The organism is Methanolacinia paynteri, assembly GCF_000784355.1.
Lineage (GTDB): Archaea > Halobacteriota > Methanomicrobia > Methanomicrobiales > Methanomicrobiaceae > Methanolacinia > Methanolacinia paynteri.
On the sequence record NZ_KN360925.1, the window covers coordinates 8,326 to 27,483 of the forward strand.

Sequence of the window (19,158 nt, forward strand, 5' to 3'; positions counted from 1 at the left end):
TTAAGTGATCGCAGGCTGATTCTATTTTTATGTCATCCCTTGACGAACTCATCAACAAAGCCAGGCTTCTCCACTCGGAGGGCCGGAGCACCAGCCAGATCTCGGATGAGCTCAGCCTCTCCGCAGAGACTGTGACATGGCTCCTGACCAGGGAAAAGAGCGGAGGAGACGTGCCCAGGGACGTACTCATAGACTGGTCGAGTATAAGCTGCGATTCGAACAACCTCTGCCTTGCCGCATCGATGATGGCGCAGAGATTTTATTTTGCACGCGAACAAGCGGGACTTTCAGAAGAGGAAGGCAGCGGATTTCCGGATGTAGTCATAGGCATCGCACATTCCGGAATTCCACTTGCGACCCTTATCGCGGGAAACGAAGGTGCGATGTTCGCGATGTACCACCCGAAGAAGCATGCACAGGGCGACAGCCCCTCGGGATCGCTCAACAGCAGTTTTGCGGGCGTCTCTAACAGATCGTGCCTGATCGTGGACGATGTTGTTACCACCGGAAATACAATTACAGAGGCAATAGAATATATCCGTAAGCACGGAGGGGAGCCTGTGGGGATTTTAGTACTCTTCGACAAGAGAGGACTGAAAGAGATCGGCGGTGTTCCGCTCTATTCGCTGGTTAAGGTCGAAAGGATCGACTAATCAGGAGGATACGAAAATGGCATTAATAGATGTTGTTGTTTTTGAGATAGGAGGAACGCTTTACGCACTGGATATTCATCTCGCAAGAGAGATCGTGGAGATGATGCCTATTACACCAGTTCCGAGGGCTCCACCACATATAGCGGGCATTATCAACCTCAGGGGTGAGATTACAAACATTCTCAACCTGAACAGGATACTAAATCTTCCCGAGCACGAGAACGAAGAGACCCAGAAGATAATCGTTCTCATGCCCGATGCGTCAGGCGGATCGAATGTAGGCATCATCGTCGACAATGTCCGCAGCGTCATCCAGGTCGAGGAAGAAAATATCGAGAGTATGGACAACTCTTTTTCAAAGGAAGCGTTTGTCAAGGGCATAATCAAAGAGAAGACAGAAGACTCGGGCGCAGCAGGCAAGACGGATCTCATAATCTGGCTTGATATGAACCTGATTCTTGCCGGTTTAAATATCGAAAACCTGTAAGATGCGGCGATGATCAGAAAGAACCCGGATCGCTATAATCCGGGGAGAAAACTTTTTTAATAACTGCAACATGAATGGATATAGATCGAATGCTATATATAGAACTTCAAAACCACATTTATGGCAGATCACATAGGAGTATGTAATATGTTAGCTGGACAGCCCATTATAATTTTACGCGATAATGTCGACGTTACAAGCGGAAGGGAGGCGCAGCACTCGAATATCATGGCCTGCAAAGCCATTGCAAGTGCTGTCCGCACGACCCTCGGTCCCCGCGGAATGGACAAGATGCTCGTATCCCCGTCGGGAGATGTGGTAATCACAAACGACGGTGCAACTATTCTTCATGAGATTTCGGTAGAGCACCCTGCAGCTAAGATGATGATCTCGGTTGCAGAGGCCCAGGACGACGAGGTAGGAGACGGCACTACGACATCCTGTATTCTCATCGGCGAACTCATGGAAGAGGCGGAAAGACTCTTTGCAAAGAAAATCCACCCGACCGTTGTTGCAAACGGTTACACTCTTGCAATGGAGAAGGCACTCGAAATTCTTAACGAAAACGCGATCGAGTCCAAAGGAGAGGACAAGGAACTTCTTGTAAAGGTTGCAAACACGGCCGTTACAGGCAAGTCGATCGAGATGATGAAGGAGAAGATCTCCTCGATCGTTGTCGATGCCGTGCTCGCTGTTGCAGAAAAGGACGAGAACGGGAAATACACAGTCGACGAGGACGATGTAAAGATCAAGACGGTCGTAGGCGACAGTCTCGAAGAGGCTGAGCTTCTCTCCGGGTTTATGATCGACAAGACACGCTGCGACGAGGGAATGCCGAAGAAGGTCACGAACGCAAAGGTCGCACTTCTCGCCCAGCCTCTTGAGATAAAGAAGACCGAGACGAAGTCGAAGATCAAGATCACAACCTCCGAGCAGATGGAAGCATTTTCGGACAGCGAGAAGGCGAAGCTGAAGGAGTATGCAGATCTGATCGTTGCATCCGGTGCAAATGTGGTTCTCTGCCAGAAGGGAATCGCCGACGCAGTCCAGTACCACCTTTCCCATGCAGGAATCCTTGCAATTCAGGACGTACCCGAGAAGGACATGAAGTCTTTCTCCCGTGCACTTCACGGAACGATCGTCAACTCGGTAAAGGATCTCGACGAATCGGTCTTCGGAAACGCCGAGAGCGTCGAGGAGATGAAAGATATCAAGGCGACGAAGTTTACCGGGTGCAAAAACGGGAAGATCGTCACGATCCTCCTGAAGGGCTCCAACCAGATCTTCGTCGACGAACTCGAGCGTGCGGCCTATGATGCAGCTCGTGTCGTGATGGATGCACTTGAGGACGGGAAGTATGTTGTCGGCGCCGGAGCAATCGACGCTGAACTCTGCCTCGGCCTCCGCTCGTATGCGGCTACGGTCGGCGGAAGGACACAGCTTGCAATCGATGCGTTCGCAAACATCTTCGAGGCGATACCGAACACCCTTGCGGAGAACTCGGGACTCGATCCGATCGACATCCTCGTAGACCTGAAGTCGGCGCATGCGAACGGAGAGAAATACGCAGGAATAAACGTGTTCACCGGAAAGATCGTGAACATGTATGACGAAGGCGTAATAGAGCCGATGCGTGTAAAGAGACAGGCAATCCAGAGTGCGGCAGAGACTGCGGCACTTCTCATCAGGGTAGACGACATGATGGTTTCAAAGTCGGCCGCCCAGATGAACAGATAATTTCAATCTATTTTTTTAGTTTATTTCAAATTAAAACAGATATTTTTCAGGCAGATTCATCTCCGCCCGTGATCCCACCATCCTGGATATTCATCCTTCTTTTTGCGGCTTACAAGCCCAATAACGGCTATTATTACCAGGATAACGGCAAGTGGCGGGATGGCAAGCGAAGTCAGGGATTTCCCCCCTTCGGCAATAGAAGAATTGCCGGGTGAAGTTGTAGACGCAGCTGTTGCGATTGAAGATGGGGGGGTATTTACAAATGTTGCGGCCTGCGTAGCGATCTCAGTCTCTTTTCCCTCCGGGATTATGGTCGCATCCTCGAATATGGCAATTGCAAACCACGAGAATGACGGAGTTTCGGCACTGTAATAATAGTACGTCCCGTCTTCACCGGTGAACGTTGTAGTAAGTTCCTCCCATTCATCCGTTTCTTCGTTGAAACGCAGCATCACGACATCTCCGTAACCATATCCGTTCGATGCCGGCCAGCTCTTCTTTACCTTGAAGTAAAACGTCAGATCGGAGAGATCAGATTCATCCGCATAGTAGAGAGCTACTTCCTCGTACTCGTAGACATCCGTATCGGGTTCTCCGACAGAAGACGGGACATAACTGTCTTTTCGGACCGTTATCATAAGTTTTTCAATATCCGTTTCTGCGGTTAGAGCCACCCTGTAAACCGCACCTTTGTTCATCTCCAGCGAGACGTTTTCACCTGCCTTCAGGTCTTCAGCGAAACCTGTGCCTGTATCGGTGTTAGACCCTCCGTTCCCGCCGGACGATGATCCCCCTCCGGAGTTTACCAGTACCGTGCAGTTAAACGTCTGCACGTCTACAGTCGCGGCGACTGTCGCCGTTCCGGCGGATGACGACGAATACGTTGTCGATGAAATACCCGATGCAGTGACACCTGAAAGTGACGAAAGGCTTCCCGGACCGCCAGAAAGGCTGAACGTAACCGGGATTCCGTCCGGAACATATCCACCTGAAGAGGTATCTTCGTCCGCCGAATTTCGGGTCAGGTCCGCAATGACGGTGGATGAGCCGCCTGCTGTTATCGACGAAGGCGAAGAGGAGACACCGAGAACAAGCCACGGGGAAACATCGACCGGTCCTCCGCTTAACGCCTTCGTGTAACCGGACGGGTCCGAGTTCGTTCCCCACCAGTTATTCTCTGCATCCATGGTTCCGTCCTCCATCACAACCGCTGTCCCGGCATTGCAGTCATATATCCTGCAATATTGAATAGCGGAAATACTGTAATTGGCATAGATTACACCCCCAAACATTTTTTCTGCCGAACAGTTCGTGAAGTCGGAGGACGTGATTGTGGCATAGGTTGTATAATCAGTATCCGAAAGGATTGCTCCGGCATAATTCAACGCCGAACAGCCGGTAAAGGTGCAGGAGCTGATAGTAAGATAATTGTTGTCCATTGATAAGATCGCACCGCCGGAATCGATTCCCCTGCAATTGGTAAAAGTGCATGAAGTAACGGTGACAGTGGATAATTCCGAATACACTGCACCACCGGCACTTGCCCGGCAACCGGTAAAGGAAGAGGAGGAGATCAGGAAAGTACCCCCGGCATCATAGTTGGAGCAGATGCCCCCGCCATAACTATAGCCGCCCGTGCCATAACAGCCGGTGAAGGTACAGGAGGTTACTGTCGCATCGAGGGAAGAGATCCCGCCACCGTCATAGACCGCCTTACAACCGGTGAAAGTACTGGAGATAACGGTAGTGGTGTTAGAATATATTCCGCCGCCGTCGCAATCAGAAGTGCAATTGATGAAATTACAGGACTCTGCGGTCGCGTCCAGTGAGGATATCCCGCCGCCTATACCAAGGTGAACCTTAGAATCACTGCCGGTGTAAGTACTTACAGCACAGTCTGTGAAATTACAAGACCGGACCGTTACCGCATCGGAAAAGATCCCCCCGCCGGACCATGCAAAACAGCCGGTGAAACTGCACGATATCGCGGTCACGTCATCCGATGAGATTGCACCGCCCAGGCAGACCGATGATCCGCACCGTGTAAAACTGCATGACGTCGCATTAACGACCGCAGCACATATTGCACCCCCGGTATTCGACGAGCAGTTAGTAAACGTGCAGGACGTTGCGATAACGTTGCCGCTTGACGAGTAGATCGCACCGCCATTTCCCAAAGTCAGCGCCGAACAGTTGGTTATGACCGAAGACGAGATCTCGACACTGCCGTTGATCGTGCAGATCGCTCCGCCTTCGTCGTCAGAAACGCTTCCGTTCGTCAGTGCCAGACCCTCGATTGTGAGCGTATGGCCGGCCGTAGTGTTATCATAAAATATCCTGCCTGAACCCATCGCATCGATTATCGTGTTCCCCGCACTCCCCCCCGCGGAGAGATTTGACTTTATTGTGACGTTCTTTGAAACGGTGATATTGTACTGATGATATGTTCCCGGATTCAGGATAAGAGTGTCTCCCGGAGATGCAAGCGAGATATTAGCCTCGATCGAGTCTGTTGTATTCAGCGTCCATACTTCGGCCGATACGGGCATCGACGTCAACAACAGAAATACAAGGAAAGCAGGAAAGACCAGAAACACAGTCCGCTTTAAAGAAACGGCCCTTAAATGTATTTTCCCATGTACGACTGATATTTCCGGCTGAAGAAAACGAACATGTAGAAATTCAGGCACAATACAACCCCCGGAAAACTGTATCATGACAGGAGGAGAGAACCGATCTGCATGACATCCCAGGTTTTATTAATACTAAATCTTAAAACGTTTTTAAAAGTTGTCTTTTTGTTATCAATTTTTAACTCCACCAACTCTATGATGAAATATGATTCCGCCTCCTTCGAACGACCAATACCTTGATAAAACAGAATCCCCCCATTGGGTATTATGTCAGAGGAGACAGCAGTGTTTGCCGGAGGATGCTTCTGGCACGTCGAAGAGGCCTTCGGGAAGGTTAGGGGAGTAATCAGGACCCGTGTAGGGTATACGGGCGGGAAACTCGACAACCCGTGTTACGAGGACGTTTGCACAGGAAATACCGGGCACGCGGAAGCAGTTGAGGTCACATTCGCACCCGAAGCCGTATCATACAGGGACCTCCTTAAAGAATTCTTCAATATGCACGACCCGACGACGCTCAACAAACAGGGGCCCGATGTCGGGACGCAGTACAGGTCTGCGATCTTCTGCAGGGACGAACTCCAGAAGAACGAGGCGGAGAATTTCGTAAGGGAGCTCGAAGATGAAAGCAGGTTCGGTGGAAAAGAGATCGTCACCGAGGTAGTCCCTCTCGGGAAGTTCTGGGAGGCGGAGGAATACCACCAGAAGTATCTCTTCAAGATAAGAAACCAGGGTGTAAACCCGGAGTGCCGGGTGGATCTCGGGAAGAGGGAGTAAAACAGCCGGAAAAAACCCTTCCCGGGTTGCCCACAGGTCAGGACATTTATAATAAAAAATATTAAGCCCGGTTCTCCCCCCATAACCAAAAATATTTTCATATGCCACCTTAATCTTCGATTAAAGAACTTCTTCCGGCATAATTCTAAAAACAGGATTAAATCACAATTTATATTCGCATTTTTAGATGCATTTATTTTATCAAATTGTAAAAATATTAAATTATAGAATCCGTTTTTACAAATATTCCAATTATATCGGGAATTGCAAACAGTTACCAAAGATGAAAAAGATATTGAAATGTAACAAAACCACCGGGGGGCTTTGGTGATACGATATGGACATACCGAAAGAAGATAACATAGGAGATAACAAGAAAGTCAAGGTCGAAGCCCGGAACCTTGTAAAAATATTCGGCCCGAGGCCTGAAGCGGCGCTCGAAATGCTGGAGGAAGGAAGATCGAAGAAAGAGATCATGGAAGCGACGCAGCAGAACATTGCGCTCAACAATGTCTCGTTCGAGGTATATGAAGGCGAGATCTTCGTCCTCATGGGGCTTTCGGGATGCGGCAAATCGACACTTTTAAGGTGCTTAAACCGCCTTGTCGAGCCGACATCAGGTGAAATCCTCGTGGACGGGGAGAACATCCGGGAGATGAACGAGGAAGAGCTCCGGGAGTTCCGGAGAAACAAGATCGGGATGATCTTCCAGGGTTTTGCACTTCTCCCTCACAGGACTGTTCTCGACAACGTCGCGTTCCCGCTCGAAATCCAGGGAATTCCAATTGAAGAGAGGCACCAGAAGGCCGAAAAGGCGATAAGTCTCGTAGGGCTTGAAGGCTACGAAAACAGCATGCCCTCCGAGCTTTCCGGCGGAATGCAGCAGCGTGTCGGACTTGCAAGAGCTCTTGCGGGTGACTGCGACATTCTCCTGATGGACGAAGCGTTCAGTGCCCTCGATCCCATGATAAGAAGGGAGATGCAGGACGAACTTCTCGACCTGCAGGACAGGGTGAACAAGACAATAATTTTCGTGAGCCACGACCTTGACGAGGCGCTGAAGCTCGGCGACAGGATAGCGCTTATGAAGGACGGGGGCATAGTGCAGGTGGGAACCGCCGAGGATATCCTTACTAACCCCGAGACGAAATACGTCGAAAAGTTCGTCGAAGATGTCGACATGGCAAAAGTGCTCTCGGCAAAGGATGTGATGAAGAGGCCCGAGCCGCTTGTTTCAGTCTCGTCCGGTCCGAACAATGCCCTTCACCTGATGGAGGAATACGGGATATCGAGCGTATTCGCGGTCTCGAAGCACAGGATATATGAAGGGCTCGTGCTTGTCGACGATGCGACTGAGGCGAAAAAAAGCGGCCTCGGTCTCGAAGGCATAATCAAACGGGATATCCCGTCCGTCAGCCCCGACACACCGGTCACGGAGATCATCCCCCTGGTGGCGGAGTCGGGAATACCTATCCCGGTCCTCGATGACGAACAAAAAATAAAGGGAATAATCATCAAGGGATCGGTTCTCGCCGCCCTTTCGAGGATGGAGGTCTGAAGATGGCAGGCGATTCATATGCGATCTTTCCGAAGATTCCACTGGGCGAGGCGGTTGAGTACATCGTCGACTGGATCGACACTTACTTCGGGTGGCTTCTCGACGCGATAAGTTTTGTTCTTGACGTTTTCATATCCGCAATCAAGGACCTTCTGCTCTTCATACCCTCTTTCATCATCATACTCATCCTTGCGGCGGCGGGCTGGTATGTATCGAACAAAGACTGGAAGATGCCGGTTCTTATCGCGGCAGGGCTTCTTTTAATCCAGAACCTTCGTCTCTGGCCTGAATCGATGGAGACTCTTGCCCTCGTCATCTCGTCGACTTTCGTCGCTCTTCTGATCGCGATTCCGACTGGGATCGCCGCATCGAGAAGCGATGCATTCGACAGCATGCTACGGCCTTTCCTGGATTTCATGCAGACGATGCCGTCTTTCGTCTACCTGATCCCCGCCGTAATCTTCTTCGGGCTCGGGGATGTTCCCGGCATGATCGCAACGGTCATATTCGCGATGCCGCCTGCAATAAGGCTGACGAATCTCGGAATCAGGCAGATCCCGAAAGAGCTGAACGAAGTGGCGGATTCTTTCGGTGCGACACCAAACCAGAAACTTATCAAGGTCCAGCTTCCGGTAGCAATGCCGACGATCATGGCGGGCGTGAACCAGTGCATTATGCTTGCCCTGTCGATGACGGTCATCGCCTCGATGATTGCCGCCGGGGGTCTCGGCCTGAACGTCCTTACCGGAATCCAGAGGGTCGATATAGGGATGGGTTTCGAGGCAGGACTTGCCATCGTGATCATCGCGATTATACTCGACAGGCTCTCCCAGAACCTGATCAAAACAACGGCCTGAAGATAAACAGGAAAACCCATACATTTTTATAAGGTCAAAAAGATAATTTTTAAAAAGGACAATTTTTCCTTTTTGTGACATTTTCAGGCATATTTTAAGGACGTCCATCCTTTCTATGCCGAAAACAAACGAGGACTGGTTATGACTGGTAAATTTAAAGCAATAGGACTTATAATTTTGGTATTGTTCGCTTTTACGCTCTTTGCAGGGTGTACGGGAAACGATACGGGACAGACCGGAGAACAGACAACTGCGACTACGCCCACTCCAACGACGGGAACAGAGAGCAAGGGTGAAGTGAGCATTGGTTACGTACTCTGGGATTCCGAGATTGCAAGCACGAACGTGTTGAAGCAGGCGTTCGAGAAGGCCGGATACGATGTCGAGCTCTATGCAGTGGATGCAGGGCCGCTTTACCAGGCGCTTGCCGACGGAGATGTGGACTGTTCGGTCTCCGCATGGCTTCCTTCGACCCAGGCAAACTACTGGGACACATACGGTAACGACATCGATCTCGTCGGAAGGAACATGGAAGGAACGAAGATCGGCCTTGTGGTCCCGACGTATGTCACCATCGATTCGATCGAAGAGCTGAATGGTGTCGCGGATCAGTTTGACAGCACGATCACCGGTATCGAGCCGGGTGCGGGAATCATGCAGAATACAGAGGAGGCGATTGACGAATACAGCCTCGATTACACTCTTCTTTCGAGCAGCAGTGCGGGAATGACCGCAGAGCTTGCGAAGGCCTACAAGGACGAGGACTGGATCGTGGTTACCGGGTGGACCCCGCACTGGATGTTTTCAAGATATGATCTCAAGTACCTCGATGACCCGAAAGAAGTTTACGGGGGCGACGAGTATATCGCAACCCTTGCAAGACAGGGACTGAAAGAGGACAAGCCGGAAGTCTACGCGATTCTTCAGAACTTCAACTGGACTGCGGACGATATGTCGTCTGTGATGCTCGATATCGAGGGCGGAGCTTCGGAGGACGAGGCTGCGGCTGCATGGATCGAGGCGAACGAGAACACCGTGAACGGCTGGATCTCCTGAAACTTTAATTAATTTTTAGAATTTTTTTTAGCCTCTCGAAGCTGTTTCCATTATAACGTATTCGGCTTCGGCTATGTATTCGTCCTCGGGAACGGGGCGGCTGTCTAAAAGGATTATTACGGTGTCGGGGATGAGGCCGAAGGAGAGAAGCATCTCAGAGAGTTTTTCGCCTTCGTAAAATTCGTATTCGATATCTTTCGATTCCCTTTTGAAATGGACTCTGCACTTCATCTTTCTCACCAGCTCCAGCCCGGTCCTCTCCCGGTTTCTACCTTAATTCTATAATCGGGTTTTGATATAACAGTGTGTCAATAATTTCTACCGGGCAGAGATTACAGCGGTATGCTTATTTCTTGTAATGTCCAATATATAGAACCGGCATTGCGCAGGGAGCAGAATGCGAAACGCGTAGTGCACTGTAATTTGAGCAAATTATTATTTGCCGAGATAGTCTAGTCCGGGAAGGCGGTAGCCTCGAAAGCTACTGGTGTCCGCACCTCGGGAGTTCAAATCTCCCTCTCGGCGTATTTGTATTTTTTATTTTACCAGATTCATTCATTATATCCATTATGCAGATCTGAGATTTTTCTAGCTTTCTCCGGTACAAATCAACGAATAAATATAATCAGTCCCAATTAGCAACTAAGAATGTTTTCACAGGCAATTCAGAAAGCGATGAATTTTACATGGCCGGTTGTATGCTCCTTCAGTACAATAGGGGGGAAAACGGAAAGCCCGATAGGAGCCTGCGTTTTGCTAAACGATGAAGGATGGATAATAACCGTAGCACACCTGTTCATTCCGAGATTCAAATTTCAGCAGGATCAAAAGAACGTAGAAGCATACAATTTGGAAGTCGATAAAATAAATTCGGACGACAAACTTAATGAAAACCAGAAACGGAAAAAGATCTCGAAGATAAGCAAAGACGAAAAATGGATCACCAATTTTTCGGACGTCGCATTCATCGATAAAAATCAATACACCGTCGAACGGGTGATCTCGAACACGCAACTCGACATCGCCATAGCAAAACTAAAAGATTTCAAACCGCAGGAATCCGTCGAATACCCGGTCTTCAAACAGCCGACAGAAATAATGCCCGGAAAATCGGTATGCAAATTAGGATTCCCGTTTAACAGCATAAACTCCGAACTCGTCAAAACAGACGGCAGGGAATTTTTCCGGTTTATAAACAACCCGTTCCCCATGGCCTTATTCCCCATAGACGGAATAACCACGAGAACACTAAAAGGCGAAAAGACAAAAGACGGCTTCGAGAACCTCTTCATCGAGACATCATCCCCCGGACTCAGGGGACAGAGCGGAGGGCCGATCTTCGACACCAACGGCGTAATCTGGGGAATTCAGAGCCACACCGCACACCTCTCCCTCGGTTTTTCGCCGAAGATAAACAGAAACGGCAAAGAAGTCGAGGAGAACCAGTTCATAAACCTCGGCGTAGGCGTGCACCCGGTAACAATCAGCCAGTTTCTCGAAAGAAACGGGATAAAATATCAAACGGCGGATTATTGATACTCCGGGATTAAAAATCATTCGCCGACAGCAAGCTGGCGGTAAGCCGGATATGTCTCATAGGCACTGAAAACCTGCCCGGATGCATTTACCTGAACGACTATCATCGAAGGGAACAAGCGATCGTCAGGGTCCGGATCTTCCGGGTGAAAGACTATCTGGGTGTAATCCTCTTCCGTAGGGGAATTTTCGAACTTCGAAAAACCGATTGAAGTGAGATTCCTGTTCCCCAGTAATTCGACGACCTCCGGATCGCTGAGAGCCTTGTTCAGGTCGTCAAGCGACGGGTTATCCTGCGGATTTTTCACTCCTGTCGCAGGCAACATATTCATACAGGACAATAAGACCGCAATCGTCGCCACTACAATAATTACAGCCACTATTCCGACAATAACAACCTTATTCCGGCTTTCTATCTTCATTTTCTTCCCGCTTAAGTAAAAACCCCTTATTTTAAGATAATTATAACAATGCCGATACCGGAAGGCAGGCGTCAGAGGAACTTTTCAGGAAAATTTGTTGGAATATCGGTATCCCGGAGCTTAAAAATTGAGGGAAAACTGATGAATCCCTATACGCACCTGCTTCCCGAAATGTCCTCGACAATTCTTTTCGCAGGCCCGGACAGGTGGTAGCTGACAATCCTTCCGTCCTTCGTCGAACAGACAAGCCCGGAATCTGTCAGCCTTTTCATGTGCCACGATACCGTCGAACATGTGGTTTTTATGAGGGAGACTATCTCGTTCCTTGATGCGCCGGGCGAATCAAGGAGATATTCACAGATTGTGAATTCGGTATCGTTCCGGAGGATCGCGAGCATCTCCATCTCCTCGCGTGTATACCTGCCGGAATTTTCGAAATAGAAACTCCGCCCGTTCTTTGTCAAAACCGCGATCCTGTGCTCCCGCCTCAGGACCTTTAAGTGATAATCCAGGGTGCCCCTGTTGACATCGAGACCCTTCTCGATATCCGTAAAGCACACGCCCGGATTATCAAGGACATGCCTGTATATGCCGTTCCTCAGCTCGTGATCGAGCACGGTCTTAACCTCGACGCGGCGGAAATTCAGGGCAACAAGACCTATCCCGCCCAGGATAATCTCAGCTGGAAGGACCATAACCGGGGATATCATGGCAAGAGTCACGGCAGCAAGTACGAGGGGGGAGACCTGCCACAGGTCCAGGGGGACCGGCGCTTTCGACTCTTCGCTTACAGGAGGGGCTTCATCCCAGTTCTGGACGGAATACTGCATGGATGTCGCTCCTGCGGATGAAATCAGGGATGAAACCAGTATGAGCAGTGCCGCTGCATAGATGACTCCTGATATCCGGTTCTGCTTTTTTACTCTCATAGCCCTTACCATCTGAGTTTTTAATCTGCATTTATTATTAATCTTCTGTGAGAGGAGTCAATATATACCGGAATCAAAGGAATAATGCAAAACGGAAACCGTCCGCCCGATAACAGTCCGAAAACCTGACAGGCAATAATACGATAATTCTCACAGAAATCATTTACATAAAGCTATAAAGATTCATTTAACAACTGGTGACTATACAATGGGGTCCGAATATCATAAAAAAATAACAGGAATCGCAATAATTTCCGTATTTATCCTCTGCTGCCTCGCACTTCCGGCAGCGGCCGGAGACAATTTCACCATAGACCCGATCCCCGACCAGATAATCTGGGACGACTTACTGGAGATTACGGGAACCGCCTCGCCGGGAGAAGAAGCGGTAATCGGGCACTATATAATCGAAGGGTACTGCTCCGACGTGAAAGACGTGCAGGGCGATCCCGACCCGAATCAGCAGACGAGAGGTATGAGTTATTCGAGTTTTCAGGGAGACAAGCCGACATGGGGATATAGTACCACCGTCAGTTGGCGGGCTCCCGGCGATTATACTCTTGTCGTCTGGAAGAGAGGAGACGATCAGAACAAGATCGCCAAAAACCTGCGTATATCATACTCCGCCGGAAACGTGAAGATGGTCGAGGTCTACGAACCCGGGGCGGAGGGGCCGGTACTGGACCAGTCGGAAATGAAGGAGAACAGCTTCTACTACCAGACCACATACACAACGCCGAATTCGGGAATGAACCTTGTTTTCAGGCCCGACCTCGTCCAGACTGACGGAAAACTGGCAAAAGGTGAATCACTGAGTATCGAAGGAAACGGAGTTGCAGGCAAAAATATTATGGTCTGGATAAACAGGAAGTCGTCCTCGAGTTCAGCCAACATATATGAAAAGGTCAAGATGCTCCGGACCGACGAGAGAGGAAAAATAAGTTCGAATAACCAGCTCCTCTCGGCAAACGAGACGATGGAACTTCTTTCAGGCAAGTACAACATATACGCCGTCACAGGAACGGAAGATGAGCTTTCGGAGATCGAAGAGAAAATCACTTACTTCGGGGAGGGATATCTTAAGATAAGCGAAGGTAATAATCCCTACCAGCAGTTCATGCTGATCCTCGAAGAACCATGGATCAATATTTCGGGAGTTGAGGACGGTTACCTGCCTGATGCGGTCAGCGGTTCGACGGTAAACTTTACAGGGACTACCAACCTCAACCCCGGATCGCAGCTGGCTCTCACGATCGAGCCTTCTTCGGTCCCTGATTCAGGCGAATTCGCCACACGGATCACCGGAATAGAGGTAAACGAAGGCGACCCGAACAACTGGAATACAGAGTATAACACATCCTCTTCAGGAACAGGCGAGTTCGTCGCGACCATATCGAACCCCGGCGGCCTGGCAGAGGCAACCACCGTGATCAACATATACGACAAGACGTATTCGGCCGGGGAAGTCGAGAAAGATTCGCTCCTCGTCGAATCATTCACTATCGACCCGGAGACAAAGGATATAACAACTGAGAGTCCACCTTCAAACAACGCGGGTACAGTGCCGACGGCGGTCATCATGTTCGAGGCAGGGCTGATTTTCGTTATCGCTGTCTGTGCAGTTGTAATCTATAAGAAACGATAATACATGTTAAAGAGGGGGTTTTTGGTATGTGCGATATGTCTGGTTATACTGATTGTCGCGGCATACCCGTGTGCAGCTATAAAGACACCGGAGCCTGTCGTAATAGCGAAGAGTGATTCTGCGAAGTTCAACTCGATCGCATTCGACAACGAGACGGTGGCATGGATAGAGTACGGTCCGAATGCAGACAATACGACCGGAAGCTCTCTTCATAAGTTCGATATCTCAACAGGACGACAGGAGACGGTGATCGTCGATCCTTCGGGCAAGTTCAGCCTCGATCTCTCGGGCTCTCGCTATGTATGGTCAGACCAGAGGGCGATCTTCCTCTACGACGAAAACGAGCATGTTCTCAAATTCCTCTACTCCAACAACAAACAGGACAACCCGGTAATAGACGGCGACAGGGTGGTCTGGGAGGAGAAGACGGCGGACCAGTCTTTTTTGAGGATGTACGACATCTCTACCGGAGAATACGGTGACGCAGTAAAGGGAGTAGATAAGGATACCGACTGCCTGCTTCCTGCAATTTCAGGAGACCGCCTGGTATATATCAGCATGGAGCAGGGTTCTTCCGCGATCTATCTTATGCTGTACAACATGACGACCGGGGTGAAGACAAATGTCGCCAGGCTTCCTTCGACTTACCAGCCGCCGGCTATCGACGGGAACCTGATCGTCTGGGCTGAGAGCTACGACGAATATTATTCTGTTTACATGTACGATATCGACAAACAGATGACGTCGGTAATCTCCCCGATGACAGGATACCAGATGTACCCGGATATCTCCGGCGACTGCGTCGTCTGGGTATATTACGGACAGAAGGGTGAAGACCTGGAGAACGGGGGTAGTATATACCTGTATGATTCCAAAGCGGGGAATGCATCGGTGATCTCACAGGAAGGAGAAAGGCTGGACTTCCCGCGGATCTCCGGCGACTACGTGGTATGGACGGACAGGGGAGAAAACTCAAACGATATCTACCTCTTCGGAATTCCGGAAGAGGGACAGGCGATCTCGGGCGGAACACAGAACAGCTCTTTTTTATCCAGTCCGACCCCTTTTCCCACACCTGATACGAAGATCAGGTTTTATTCCAGCATAAAGGAAGGGGAGGTCCAGTGGTATACTCTTTCGCCTTCGGAGAACGAATCGCAGATCTCGTTCGAGCTCAGGTGGAACGACCCGGACGACGAACTTTCGCTCTCGGTCGCTGGGCCGGACGGCTCGATCTGGTGCTTCTCGGACGAGGACGATCATAATGACGACTCCTGCGTGAGGATGACGATATCGGGCCTGAGCACGGCCTACAGCATCAAGAAAAAATGGACGATCGCGGTCTCGGGTGAATCCGTTTCGGAGGATAAGGCATATTACGATGTCTGCTGGTATTGAGTTCTTTTATTACATATGAAATCTTACGCAATAATTTATCTGATAAAGGACCATATTAGAATCAGGAATGAAATTCAAAGTAATCATTGAGAGAGATGAAGACGGGATCTATGTGGCGGAGATACCTGAGCTTCCGGGCTGTCATACGCAGGCAAAGGACATCCCTACTTTGATAGAACGGATAAAGGAAGCGGCAGAACTTTACGCAGAAGATTTTGAAAATCTTCCAAAAATGGAGTTTATAGGCCTCCAGCTGATAGATATTTCTGTTTAAATCACCAGCAATGCAGCGTTTAACACCCCAACCACCTGATAAAGTCTGCAAAACTCTTGAGAAATTGGGTTTCATTCAGGTTAGGCAAAAGGGGAGCCATATATTCTATCGCCATCCTGATGGAAGGACAACTGTTGTTCCGTTTCATAAAGACGAAGACCTTTCAAAAGGTCTGCTTGCTAAGATCATTCGTGATTGCGAAATATCCAAAGAAGAATTTTTTAGTTTGTTGTGACCTCTTTTTTTGGAGTCTGTAGATGATGGCAGACTCTTTCATAGGGCAAAATAGAAGGATGCCTTCAAGAAGAAGTGACAACCCGAATATCTCATTTTGACCGGCGATCAATAATTCATAACTAAAATCTCGCTGATCTCCCCTCTCTTTTCCCCGTCGGAATTGATCATCCTCTTTGCAGGAACCCTCTCGATCCTGAAACCACTGTAGAGATCGTCGAAGAAATCGTCGGCCGGGTCGATATTCTTCGGATCCGAGTTGCTGAGAATCAGCCTTGCGCCCTTCCCGTCGCATTTCTTAAAAAAAGATGCAAGCCTCCTCTGTTCGCAGTCGTCGAACCCGTTCCTCGAATAGGTAGTAAAAGACGCCGTCGGGCTCAGGGGCCTGTAGGGAGGATCGAAGTACACGAACGAATCCTCCCTGATGCATTTCATGGAATCGGCAAAATCACCGCAATGAATCTTTGTATTCGAAAGAATCCCCGAATCCGCCCTCAAAAGATCGGGATTTACAATCTTGGGGTTCTTGTACCGCCCGAACGGGACGTTGAAACTGCCCTTCGAGTTCACCCTGAAAAGACCGTTGTAACAGGTTCTGTTCAAAAATATTATCTGTGCAGCTCTCGGAACCCATTTCTTCCCGTACCTCTTGAAATTGATGCCGTTTCTTTCTTTGTTTAACCTTTCACGAACCGAGTAAAAATATTCGCTTCTGCCGGGAGAATCAAGCTTAAGATAATCCCGCGACATCCCTTCCAGGCATTCGATAAGATCCTCGACATCCTTTCTCACGACATTATAGGCAAGAACAAGTTCCTCGTTGCTGTCGAATATGTGACATTCCTCGAAAGAAAAGATACTGTTCAGATTAAAAAAGACCGCACCGCCGCCGATAAAAGGTTCGATAAAAGAGGTGATTCCACCGTTTTTCAGTTCAGGGGGAATTCGTTTTAAAAACTCATCCAGAAGCTGAGTCTTCCCGCCCGCCCACTTAAGAAAAGGTTTCGCCACTGTATCTGCCATAACAAATCCCAAATCCACGATTATGGAGGATGCTCATAGTATAAATCCTTTCATAATAAAAATTTCGTATCAATTAAAAAATAATTGAATTAAAAAACCGACAGGGTTTATTTATTCCCTGTAATTTTTATGATATGATATCCAAACTGCGTCTTGACAGGGCCTGTTACATCCCCATCCTTTGCCGAGAATGATGCGTCCTCGAACTCCTTAACCATCATTCCCTTCCCGAACCAGCCGAGATCCCCACCTTTTCTCCCCGAAGGGCATGTCGAATACTTCTTTGCAAGCTCCTCGAAATTTTCGCCTGAGTTAAGTTTTGCAAGTATGTCTTTTGCTTCCTTCTCAGAATTTACAAGGATATGAGATGCCCTGACTTTTTTTGCCATCCATAGGTATTTGACCGTTTTCACAATTAGAGTTTTGTTTTATCAGCCCTTGATCATCACAAGCATCATCTTGAATTTCGTTACCGCCGACACCGCATGCGGCTCATTTGCCGGGAAGATGATCGTCTCTCCCGCCTTCATCAGGAAAAGCTCCCCGGAGAGGCGGACCGAACACTCCCCCTCGAGAATAGTCACCATCGCATCGAAAGGTGCAGTATGCTCCGAGATCTCCTCCCCGTCGTCGAAGGAGAAAACTGTAACGCTGCCTGCACTGTTGTTGATCACCATCCGGCTCGAAACGGTTCCGGGCTGGTACTCCACGAGGTCTCCGATGGTCATTACCTTTCCTTTGAGCTCATTGCGGTTTTTATCGGTCATAACTCATACACTGCTAAATGAGATGACTTTTCTCCGATAAAAACCCTGCGGCGCACCGGAAACGCTAAATATTGAAGAAGAGACTTTTTGCTATTATATAATCCCGGCAACGACGCCATTTTTTGTGCAGCGGGGTGATCGAAATGACGAAAAAAAACACGACAAAAGGAATCGTCCGGCACAGGAGCTTTACAAAACTGATGGACTTTTCGGGCGAAGAGATAATAAACCTCGTAGAGCTCGCAAAACAGCTTAAATCAGCGAGAGCAAACGGGACAGAGACAAAGCATCTCAGGGGGAAACAGATCGCCCTGATATTCGAAAAAGCCTCCACAAGGACGAGATGCTCGTTCGAGGTGGCGGCAAGAGAGCAGGGGGCCGACGTTACGTATCTCGGGCCGGAAGGCTCCATGATAGGATACAAGGAATCCATGAAGGATACGGCAAGGGTTCTCGGAAGGCTCTACGATGCGATAGAATACCGGGGTTTTTCACAGGAGAGTGTCGAAATACTTGCAGAATATTCGGGAGTTCCGGTATATAACGGTCTTACGGACGAGTTCCACCCGACCCAGTTCCTTGCTGATATTATGACTATGGTCGAGCATTCGGGAAAAGATCCAAAGGAAATCTCGTTCTGCTTCACCGGCGACTGCAGGAATAATGTTGCGCATTCGCTCATGACAGGCGGGGCAAAACTCGGGATGGACGTAAGAATATGTGGGCCGATGAGCCTGATGCCCGACCCGGACCTGACAGAGACATGCAGGAGGATTTCGGAGGAGACCGGTGCCAGGCTCATGCTTACAAGCGACAGGAGAGAGGCGGTCAGGGGCGTGGATTTCATCTATACCGATGTCTGGGTCTCGATGGGCGAGCCGTTCGGGAAGTGGCAGGAGAGAATCGATCTCCTTCTCCCGTACAGGGTCGATATGGAGCTGATAGAGGCGACCGGAAATCCGAAGGTCAGGTTCATGCACTGCCTGCCGTCGTTTCACAACAGGGAGACGGAACTGGGTGAGAAGATCTACGAAAAATACGGGCTTGAAAGCCTCGAAGTCACCGATGAGGTCTTCGAATCGGAATATTCCGTCGTCTTCGACCAGGCCGAGAACAGGATGCATACTATTAAGGCGATAATGGTCGCGACACTGTCCGGCCCGGAGAAATAG

20 protein-coding genes and 1 tRNA gene are annotated in these 19,158 nt (G+C 49.3%); 14 read left to right on the plus strand and 7 right to left on the minus strand.

Translation table 11 applies throughout. The features are described from left to right. Positions 1-29: 29 nt before the first annotated feature. From METPAY_RS01865 to thsA, 3 genes are all read left to right on the plus strand, one after another. A complete protein-coding gene (locus METPAY_RS01865) occupies positions 30-653 on the plus strand; it encodes an orotate phosphoribosyltransferase-like protein (RefSeq protein ID WP_048148641.1) in 624 nt (207 codons plus the stop codon). A gap of 16 nt (positions 654-669) precedes the next feature. After that, on the plus strand, positions 670-1,140 hold the full coding sequence (locus tag METPAY_RS01870) for a chemotaxis protein CheW (protein ID WP_048148643.1): 471 nt from the start codon (positions 670-672) through the stop codon (positions 1,138-1,140). Between the two features lie 147 nt (positions 1,141-1,287). Further along, positions 1,288-2,877, plus strand: coding sequence for a thermosome subunit alpha (thsA, locus tag METPAY_RS01875; protein ID WP_048148646.1), 1,590 nt, complete (start codon positions 1,288-1,290; stop codon positions 2,875-2,877). A gap of 56 nt (positions 2,878-2,933) precedes the next feature. Here thsA and METPAY_RS01880 read toward each other — a convergent pair whose 3' ends face one another. Next, positions 2,934-5,474 (minus strand): PGF-pre-PGF domain-containing protein, encoded by a 2,541-nt coding sequence (locus METPAY_RS01880; RefSeq protein ID WP_169743627.1) that lies wholly within the window; start codon positions 5,472-5,474, stop codon positions 2,934-2,936. 303 nt (positions 5,475-5,777) lie between these two features. On the opposite strand from METPAY_RS01880, the gene msrA reads away from it, so the two are divergent. The 4 genes from msrA to METPAY_RS01900 all read left to right on the plus strand — a co-directional run bounded on the left by msrA (position 5,778) and on the right by METPAY_RS01900 (position 9,758). Then, the gene (msrA, locus tag METPAY_RS01885) at positions 5,778-6,287 is read left to right on the plus strand and encodes a peptide-methionine (S)-S-oxide reductase MsrA (protein WP_048148650.1); all 510 of its coding nucleotides are present in this window, start codon (positions 5,778-5,780) and stop codon (positions 6,285-6,287) included. A gap of 337 nt (positions 6,288-6,624) precedes the next feature. Further along, the gene (locus METPAY_RS01890) at positions 6,625-7,845 is read left to right on the plus strand and encodes a quaternary amine ABC transporter ATP-binding protein (protein WP_048148652.1); all 1,221 of its coding nucleotides are present in this window, start codon (positions 6,625-6,627) and stop codon (positions 7,843-7,845) included. A gap of 2 nt (positions 7,846-7,847) precedes the next feature. After that, entirely contained in the window at positions 7,848-8,702 is an 855-nt protein-coding gene (locus METPAY_RS01895) for an ABC transporter permease (protein WP_048148653.1), read from the plus strand. Between the two features lie 141 nt (positions 8,703-8,843). Next, the gene (locus tag METPAY_RS01900; protein ID WP_048148655.1) at positions 8,844-9,758 is read left to right on the plus strand and encodes a glycine betaine ABC transporter substrate-binding protein; all 915 of its coding nucleotides are present in this window, start codon (positions 8,844-8,846) and stop codon (positions 9,756-9,758) included. A 27-nt stretch (positions 9,759-9,785) separates the two neighbouring features. Here the strand turns inward: METPAY_RS01900 and METPAY_RS01905 are convergent, their stop codons facing one another. Beyond that, entirely contained in the window at positions 9,786-9,989 is a 204-nt protein-coding gene (locus tag METPAY_RS01905) for a ubiquitin family protein (RefSeq protein WP_048148657.1), read from the minus strand. Positions 9,990-10,199: 210 nt separating this feature from the next. On the opposite strand from METPAY_RS01905, the gene METPAY_RS01910 reads away from it, so the two are divergent. Then, a tRNA-Ser gene (locus tag METPAY_RS01910) sits at positions 10,200-10,283 on the plus strand. A gap of 123 nt (positions 10,284-10,406) precedes the next feature. Next, complete coding sequence (locus tag METPAY_RS01915) at positions 10,407-11,294, plus strand: S1 family peptidase (RefSeq protein WP_048148659.1); 888 nt, start codon at positions 10,407-10,409, stop codon at positions 11,292-11,294. Between the two features lie 17 nt (positions 11,295-11,311). Here METPAY_RS01915 and METPAY_RS01920 read toward each other — a convergent pair whose 3' ends face one another. Both METPAY_RS01920 and METPAY_RS01925 read right to left on the minus strand, forming a co-directional pair. Beyond that, complete coding sequence (locus METPAY_RS01920) at positions 11,312-11,716, minus strand: hypothetical protein (protein ID WP_048148661.1); 405 nt, start codon at positions 11,714-11,716, stop codon at positions 11,312-11,314. Between the two features lie 149 nt (positions 11,717-11,865). Then, entirely contained in the window at positions 11,866-12,645 is a 780-nt protein-coding gene (locus METPAY_RS01925) for a winged helix-turn-helix transcriptional regulator (RefSeq protein WP_245611496.1), read from the minus strand. 208 nt (positions 12,646-12,853) lie between these two features. Between METPAY_RS01925 and METPAY_RS01930 the strand changes: the two genes are divergently transcribed. The 4 genes from METPAY_RS01930 to METPAY_RS14540 all read left to right on the plus strand — a co-directional run bounded on the left by METPAY_RS01930 (position 12,854) and on the right by METPAY_RS14540 (position 16,197). Further along, complete coding sequence (locus METPAY_RS01930) at positions 12,854-14,290, plus strand: hypothetical protein (RefSeq protein ID WP_048148665.1); 1,437 nt, start codon at positions 12,854-12,856, stop codon at positions 14,288-14,290. Positions 14,291-14,293: 3 nt separating this feature from the next. Beyond that, positions 14,294-15,688, plus strand: a complete 1,395-nt coding sequence (locus tag METPAY_RS01935; protein WP_048148666.1) for a hypothetical protein — start codon at positions 14,294-14,296, stop codon at positions 15,686-15,688. A gap of 67 nt (positions 15,689-15,755) precedes the next feature. Continuing rightward, entirely contained in the window at positions 15,756-15,962 is a 207-nt protein-coding gene (locus METPAY_RS01940; protein WP_048148669.1) for a type II toxin-antitoxin system HicB family antitoxin, read from the plus strand. A gap of 10 nt (positions 15,963-15,972) precedes the next feature. Next, positions 15,973-16,197 carry a type II toxin-antitoxin system HicA family toxin gene (locus METPAY_RS14540; protein WP_084600649.1) on the plus strand — a complete coding sequence of 75 codons (225 nt, stop codon included), beginning with the start codon at positions 15,973-15,975 and terminating at the stop codon, positions 16,195-16,197. Positions 16,198-16,304: 107 nt separating this feature from the next. Here METPAY_RS14540 and METPAY_RS01950 read toward each other — a convergent pair whose 3' ends face one another. The 3 genes from METPAY_RS01950 to METPAY_RS01960 all read right to left on the minus strand — a co-directional run bounded on the left by METPAY_RS01950 (position 16,305) and on the right by METPAY_RS01960 (position 17,986). Further along, positions 16,305-17,219, minus strand: a complete 915-nt coding sequence (locus tag METPAY_RS01950; RefSeq protein ID WP_084600657.1) for a DNA adenine methylase — start codon at positions 17,217-17,219, stop codon at positions 16,305-16,307. A 107-nt stretch (positions 17,220-17,326) separates the two neighbouring features. Further along, the gene (locus tag METPAY_RS01955; protein ID WP_225353834.1) at positions 17,327-17,632 is read right to left on the minus strand and encodes a peptidylprolyl isomerase; all 306 of its coding nucleotides are present in this window, start codon (positions 17,630-17,632) and stop codon (positions 17,327-17,329) included. An 18-nt stretch (positions 17,633-17,650) separates the two neighbouring features. Further along, on the minus strand, positions 17,651-17,986 hold the full coding sequence (locus METPAY_RS01960; protein WP_048148673.1) for a cupin domain-containing protein: 336 nt from the start codon (positions 17,984-17,986) through the stop codon (positions 17,651-17,653). A 143-nt stretch (positions 17,987-18,129) separates the two neighbouring features. On the opposite strand from METPAY_RS01960, the gene argF reads away from it, so the two are divergent. Continuing rightward, positions 18,130-19,158 carry an ornithine carbamoyltransferase gene (argF, locus tag METPAY_RS01965; RefSeq protein ID WP_048148776.1) on the plus strand — a complete coding sequence of 343 codons (1,029 nt, stop codon included), beginning with the start codon at positions 18,130-18,132 and terminating at the stop codon, positions 19,156-19,158.